This is a genomic window from Myxococcaceae bacterium JPH2, assembly GCA_016458225.1.
Classification (GTDB): Bacteria; Myxococcota; Myxococcia; order Myxococcales; family Myxococcaceae; genus Citreicoccus.
Window position 1 is genome coordinate 451,250 of record JAEMGR010000010.1, and the last position, 6,552, is coordinate 457,801.

Annotated in this window: 7 protein-coding genes; all 7 read left to right on the forward strand. The window is 71.3% G+C overall.

Annotation, left to right across the window (positions count from 1 at the left end; genetic code table 11):
- Positions 1 to 169: 169 nt before the first annotated feature.
- Positions 170 to 907 (forward strand): transglycosylase SLT domain-containing protein, encoded by a 738-nt coding sequence (locus tag JGU66_19280; GenBank protein MBJ6762912.1) that lies wholly within the window; start codon positions 170 to 172, stop codon positions 905 to 907.
- 159 nt (positions 908 to 1,066) lie between these two features.
- Entirely contained in the window at positions 1,067 to 1,393 is a 327-nt protein-coding gene (locus JGU66_19285; GenBank protein MBJ6762913.1) for an STAS domain-containing protein, read from the forward strand.
- 102 nt (positions 1,394 to 1,495) lie between these two features.
- Positions 1,496 to 2,476, forward strand: coding sequence for an AAA family ATPase (locus JGU66_19290; protein MBJ6762914.1), 981 nt, complete (start codon positions 1,496 to 1,498; stop codon positions 2,474 to 2,476).
- The gene (locus JGU66_19295) at positions 2,473 to 3,441 is read left to right on the forward strand and encodes a DUF58 domain-containing protein (protein ID MBJ6762915.1); all 969 of its coding nucleotides are present in this window, start codon (positions 2,473 to 2,475) and stop codon (positions 3,439 to 3,441) included. Before JGU66_19290 ends, JGU66_19295 begins: the two co-directional genes overlap by 4 nt.
- Positions 3,438 to 3,602, forward strand: a complete 165-nt coding sequence (locus JGU66_19300) for a hypothetical protein (GenBank protein ID MBJ6762916.1) — start codon at positions 3,438 to 3,440, stop codon at positions 3,600 to 3,602. Before JGU66_19295 ends, JGU66_19300 begins: the two co-directional genes overlap by 4 nt.
- Positions 3,599 to 5,620, forward strand: a complete 2,022-nt coding sequence (locus JGU66_19305; GenBank protein MBJ6762917.1) for a DUF3488 domain-containing protein — start codon at positions 3,599 to 3,601, stop codon at positions 5,618 to 5,620. The genes JGU66_19300 and JGU66_19305 overlap by 4 nt, the downstream gene beginning before the upstream one ends.
- Before the next feature lie 458 nt (positions 5,621 to 6,078).
- Positions 6,079 to 6,552: sigma-70 family RNA polymerase sigma factor (locus JGU66_19310; GenBank protein MBJ6762918.1), on the forward strand; the 474-nt coding region annotated here is incomplete at its 3' end.

Here is a 6,552-nt window from a genome sequence, read left to right on the forward strand (position 1 = left end):
AACTTCCCTGCCTCCCCGCGGGCAATCCGCCCACCCGGCCCCCGCCAGAAGTCGCGCAGTGGACGCCGCACGAGGCCCCACGCCCTGGCACACCGCCTGCTTGGCGCCGAGCCTTTGAAGTGGATGGGGCGGCGTGGGCGACACGGGGTCGGGTGTCGGGGAGGGCGTGATGCGGGGCTTGAGATGGGTGGCCATGGCGGCGGCGTTGCTCGTGGGAAGTGGGGCGAGGGCCTTTCCCGTGCTGCCTCCGGAGGAAGCACTCGGTGAGGCTCCCGCGGTGGTCGCGCTGCGCCAGCAGTTGGCCGAGCGCGAGGCGGAGCTGAAGGCCATCCAGGAGAAGCTGCGGGAGGCCTCGGACGACTCGCACTACGCCGACGCCGAGCGCCTGGGTGTGGCGGAGGCCGTCCGGGCTTCCGGACTGACGGCGCGCCAGCAGCGGCGGCTGGCCGTGGCCATCATCCGCGAGGCGGACCGCAACCACTTGGATCCGTTGCTCGTGGTGGCGCTCATCCACTGCGAGAGTTCGTTCAACAACTATGCGGTGTCCACCGTGGGGGCCATGGGCCTCATGCAGGTGATGCCGAATACCGGCACGTACCTGGCGAACAAGGCGGGCTTCCGGCTGGGCCGGCGCACCAACCTGTTCGACGCGGAGACCAACGTGGAGCTGGGCACGGCGTACCTGGCGGACCTCATCCAGCGCTTCGGGACACTGGAGCGCGCGCTGGTGGCCTACAACGCGGGGCCGGGCCTGGCCCAGCGCATCCTGGCCAGGCGGGAGCGGCGGGTGAAGTTCATGGCCGGCTATCCCGCCAAGGTCGTGAAGGAGTTTCGCAAGCTGAAGGCGAAGCAGGCCCGCGAGCTGACGCTGCGCGCGGCACAGCAGACGGATGACCGGGAGGGTTGATGCCTGCGTGACACGTGCTCCGCCCGCTGGCCGACAGTCACGTCGAGTTTGCTGGGTTGGGACTGAACTTCGCCGGAGGCCGGGCGCAGAGTTCGCGCCCGGTGACGGGTGCGTCGCCGGATGCACGGTGTCGTGAAGAGGTCCACGGGAGAGCACAGCATGGCGGGGCTGCAGATTCACCGGGAGGAGGAGGCGGCGGGGAGTGTCACCCTGCGCCTGGAAGGGACGCTCGACGGGCGGACCGCGCTCGAGTTGCGCAGTTCGCTGGAGGCCCTGCGAGAGTGCGAGGTCGTGCTGGACTTCGCACACCTGCGCGAGTTCAAGGACAGCGCGGTGGGCGTGTTGACGTGCGGGCTGGCCGAGCGGCCGGTGCGCCTGCGGGGGCTGGCCACCCACCACGAGCGGATGTTCCGCTACTTCGGGGTGAGCGTGTCGTCCTCCGCCCGCCAGCCCTACTACACGCCCGAGGAAGTCCTCCAGGCGTGAGGCGGCGCGCCCGACCCGGATAGCGGGCGGGCGTCCAGCACCGGACGGCGGGCTCGTCCGGTGTGCCGACCCGGGAGCGAGTGGGCTAGAGTCCGCCGCCGGATGACCCAGCCCGCACGCGTCCTCGCCCCCCTTCTCACTCCCACATCCGCGCGCTCGGCGATGGAGCGGATCGCCGCCCAGCTCGGGCGCGCGGTGCAGGGGAAGCCCACCCAGGTCCAGGATGTGGTGACGTGCCTGGTCGCCGGCGGTCACCTCCTCCTGGAGGACGTGCCGGGCGTGGGGAAGACGACGCTGGCCGAGGCGCTCGCCCGGGCCTGCGCCCTGTCCTTCGCGCGCATCCAGTTCACCGCGGACCTGCTCCCCGCCGACATCCTCGGCGCCCAGGTGTTCCACGCACCAACCGCCACCTTCACCTTCCGCGCCGGCCCCCTCTTCCGGCAGCTCGTGCTGGCCGATGAGCTGAACCGCGCGCCGCCGCGCACCCAGTCCGCGCTGCTGGAGGCCATGGCGCAGGGCCAGGTGTCGATGGACGGCACCACCCTGCCCCTCCCGGCGCCCTTCACGGTGGTGGCCACCCAGAACCCGGTGGACTTCTCCGGCACGTACCCGCTGCCAGACTCCCAGCTCGACCGCTTCCTCATGCGGCTGTCGCTCGGCCCTCCGGCCCCGGACGTCGAGGCGCGGCTCTTGTCGGCCCGAGGCGCCCATGCGCCGCTGGACGCGGTGGAGGCCGTCTGTGGGCCGGAGGAGGTCTCCGCGCTCAGGGCCCATTCCGCGGGACTTCGCCTGGACGACGCGGTGGCGGAGTACGTGGTGCGGTTGGCGGTCGCGACGCGCGAGCATGGCGACATCGAGCGAGGCGCCTCCACCCGTGCGGTGCTGGCGCTCGGCGCGGCGGCGCGGGCTCGTGCGACATGGGAGGCTCGGGACTTCGTCACGCCCGGAGACGTGCGGGCCCTGCTCGTGCCGTGTTGGGCACACCGCGTCCTCTTGCGCAGCGCGGTCCAGGGCGTGTCCGCGCGGGACGAGGCGGCGCACCTCCTCGAGGAGATCGCTCGCAAGGTGCCGGCGCCCCGGTGAACGCCCCCGCCCCTCGCAGCTTCCAGGCCCGCTTGCGCGCGTGGCTGAGACCGCCTCGGACGCTCCGGGTCACCCGGACGGGCCGCACGTATCTCGTGGTGACATTCGGCGTGGGGCTCGGTGCGCTGAACACCGGAAACAACCTGCTGTACCTGCTGCTCGGGATGCTGCTGAGCATGGTCGTGGTGTCCGGCGTGCTCTCCGAGCGCTGCATCGGCGACCTGAGCGTGCGGCGGGTGGGCGCGGACGCGGCCTTTGCGGGCGAGCCCTTCGCCTTCCGATGGGCGGTGTCTCGCAAGAAGGGCCATGGCTTCGCGCTCACGCTGTCCGAGTCGGAAGCCCCTCTCACTGGAGAGGGGCGCGTGGGGCATCTGCCCCCGGGCACCGAGGCCATCGTGCGCGCGGACCTGGGTGCGCCCCGCCGAGGCCCGGTGAGATTGACGGGCGTGCGCGTCACCACGACGTGGCCCCTGGGATTGTTCGCCAAGACGCGCGTGCTCCCGGTCGAGGGGCTTCTGCTCGTCTATCCGCGGCGGAGCTTCGCTTGTCGCGAGCCCGTGACTTCGGAGCTGGGGCCCGCGGGGGAGTCCGGCAATCCGCGCCGCAACGACGGCACCGGCGACGTGGCGGGACTGCGCGAGCTGGCCCCCTCCGAGGACGCGCGCCGCGTTCACTGGCTCAAGAGTGCCTCGCAGGGGAAGCTGCTCAAGGTCGAGCGCGAACGCGAGGAGCGCCGCACGTACCAGCTCTCCGTGGAGGCAGGACTGGGCGGAGACACCCTGGACCGCCGCTGCGAGGAAGTCGCGGCCCAGGCGCATCGGCTGCTCGCGGACGGCCATGAAGTGGGCCTCGATGCGCCAGGCGCGACCTTGAGGTCGGCGACGGGAACTGCGCAGGAGAAGCGCATCCTCCAGACCCTGGCGTGGCTGGGCTTCGAGAACGTGCGGACCTCGGAGGCCGCATGAGCGCCGACCTGCTGGGACGTAGGGTGTTGCGACATGCCCTCGGCCTCGATGCGCCGAGCGCGACCATGCGTCCCGCCGCGGGCATCACCCGAGCGGTGTGCGTCTTCCAGCCAGTGGCGCGGCGGGGCTTCGAGGGCGTGCGGACCTCGGAGGCCGCATGAGCGCGCGCCCGCTGCGACTCCGGCTGCTGCTGCGGGACCTGGGCGCTGGCGCGGCCTTCGCCTCCATGGCGGTGTCGGGGCAATTGCCGCTTTGGACCTTGGGCCTGTTTGGCCTCGCGCTCGCGCTGGCCCTGCTTGGAAAGCGCGTGTTCGCTCGGCGCGCGAAGCTCACCGCGGTGCTCCTCCTGGGCGTGGCCGCGGTGCTGGCGCTCCAGGTGACGTCCGGCGCCATGAACATGGTGGTAGCCGCCTGCTCCTTCGCGGGACTCATCGCCGCGCATCGCATGCTGTCGCAGCCGGACGCGACCGCGGACGGGCAGACGAACCTGGCCGGCCTGCTGATGGTCGCGGGCGGCGCGGCACTGTCCGGCGACATGGTCTACGGCGTGTGCCTCATCGGCTTTGGTGTGCTGTCCAGCCTCGCCCTCGCGCTGGGCGTGGTGGAGGGCGCGGTGCCGGAGGGCGAACCCGTTCCGGTGCGCGGCGTGTTGCGCCCCCTGTCGAGTGGACTGGCCTTCGCGGTCGCGGGTGCCGTCGCGTTCTTCGTGCTCTTCCCCCGTCTGAACTGGACGGTGGTCGGCCCCCGCGCCGCTCCCGGCCTGGGCGCCGCGACGGCCGGGTTCTCGGACACGGTGCGGCTCGGTGGCGCGGGCACCATCAAGGGCAACCCGCGCGTGGTGCTGCGCGCGACGCTCACGCCGGATCCAGAACTCGACGCGCTCGGGGCGTACTGGGTGGGCCGCACCTACGACACGTTCGACGGGCAGGAGTGGACCAGCGTCGGCGCGCCGCAGAAGAGCGGAGAGAGCATTATCCTCCGCCCAGGGAGCGAGACCCTGGTGCATCAACGCGTCGAGTTGCTGCCCGCATATGGCGGCCGCACGCTCGTGGCGCTGGAGATGCCCGCCCGGCTGGGCAACGCGCTCGTGCATACCGCCATCGGCACGCGACGCACCGTCGTGCAGCGGCTGGGCGGCGGCGAGGTGCGCTTCGTCGAGTCCGGCATCTCCTACACCTACGAGGCCTACAGCCTGCCTCCCAACGCGGAGGAAGGCTCGACGGGCAAGCTCGCGCGCGCGGAGCGCGACCAACTGTTGGCGCTGCCCGAGGGCTTGGATCCACGCGTGGCGCCGCTCGCGGCGAAGGTGCTCGATGGCGAGCGTGAGCCACTGGCCGCCGCGCGCAAGCTCGCCTCGTGGCTGCAACGGGAGTACGGGTACACGCTGGAGCTGAGCGGCGAGGTGGCAGATCCCGTCGCGGACTTCCTCTTCACGCGCAAGGCGGGCCACTGCGAGCACTTCGCCACCGCGCTCACGCTGATGTTGCGCACGCAGGGCATCTCCGCGCGACTGGCCACGGGCTTCTTCGGCGGCGAGCGCGTGGACGGCGCCTATCTGGTGCGCGCCGGAGATGCCCACGCATGGACGCACGTCCTCGTGCCCGGGCGCGGCTTCGTCACGGTGGATGCCACGCCTCCGGCGCACCGGCCCACCCAGTCCTCGGTCTTCGTGCAGCGCATCCTCGCGCTCTATGAGGCCCTGGAGTCGCGCTGGCGCAACTCGGTCGTCGACTACTCGTTCCGGGATCAGATGGACGTGGCGCGCGCGCTGGTGCGCCCGCCGCGTGGCAGCGAGGAACGCACGCCCAGCCGGCTGCCGCCCTTGCGCGCCTGGGTGACGGCCGCGCTCGTCGCCGCCGTCGTGTATCGCGCGTGGCGCGCCCTCTCACGGAGGAAGCGGCGCGTACGGCCCATGGAGGCCACGCGATTCGTGGACGCGGTGGAGGCTCGGCTCGCCCAAGGCGGTCCGCCCCGCCGACAGGGCGAGGCACTGGAGGAGTTCTCCGCGCGCCTGGAACGCGAAGGCCATCCGATTACCCCCGTGCTGACGCCGCTCACGCGCCGCTACCTGGAGGCCCGCTTCGGCGATCGGCCCCTGGCGGCGGGCGAAGCCGCGCGCATGCTCGAGTCCCTGCACCGCGCGCTCGAGGCGGACGCCGCTCGGCGCCGCGCACCCTAACCCCGCGTCGCGCATTCCCGCCCGCCCGCTGAGCCCGAGCGCACGCACGCCCTGGGCTCACGCGAACGGCCCATGAAAAAGCGTGGGCCCACGCATGCGTGCCCGATTAGGCGTTCCCATATTGGGACCACGCCGCGAAGCGAAGCCGCGCGGGTCCCGCGTCCCACTCACGTCCCGACGAATCGTCGGCACACGTGCACCGGAGGCCACTTGCGGACAGACGCGCACGTTTTGCAGCCCCGTGTTCGAGCCTTCCCCGCGCTCGGGCCGTAACGCTTACCGACCCATCTCGTCGCACCGGGCCAAGCGACCGCCAACCCCCCGCAGTCACGAGGGAAAGAGCGTTCCCTCCGCTGGCATCCCGGTTGCTCCACCCAACCCGTTCCGTCGTCACGGCGAAGAAACCCGCCGCATCACCTCTGGGCCTCCCACGCGAGGCCGCCACCGGGAGAACTCACATGCAGGCCTCGACCGAGCAGTCGTCCAACTCTGGCTCCTTGGCGATGTACCTCTCGGAGATCAACCACTACTCCCTGCTCACGGTGGAGCAGGAGCAGGCCCTGGCCCGAGACTTCATCAAAGGCGACCTGTCCGCGGGTCACCGGCTCGTCACCTCCAACCTGCGCTTCGTGGTGAAGGTCTCGTACGAGTACCGCTCCTACGGCATCAAGATGTCGGACCTCATCCAGGAGGGGAACATCGGCCTGATGAAGGCGGTCCAGAAGTTCGATCCGGACAAGGGCATCCGCCTCATCTCCTACGCGGTCTGGTGGATCCGCGCGTACATCCAGAACTACATCCTCAAGAGCTGGTCCCTGGTGAAACTCGGCACGACCCAAGCCCAGCGCAAGCTGTTCTTCAGCCTGGCGCGCACGCGCCGCGAGCTGGAGAAGTTCGGCAACGGCGACGCCGTGGTCAACGTGGAAGAGATT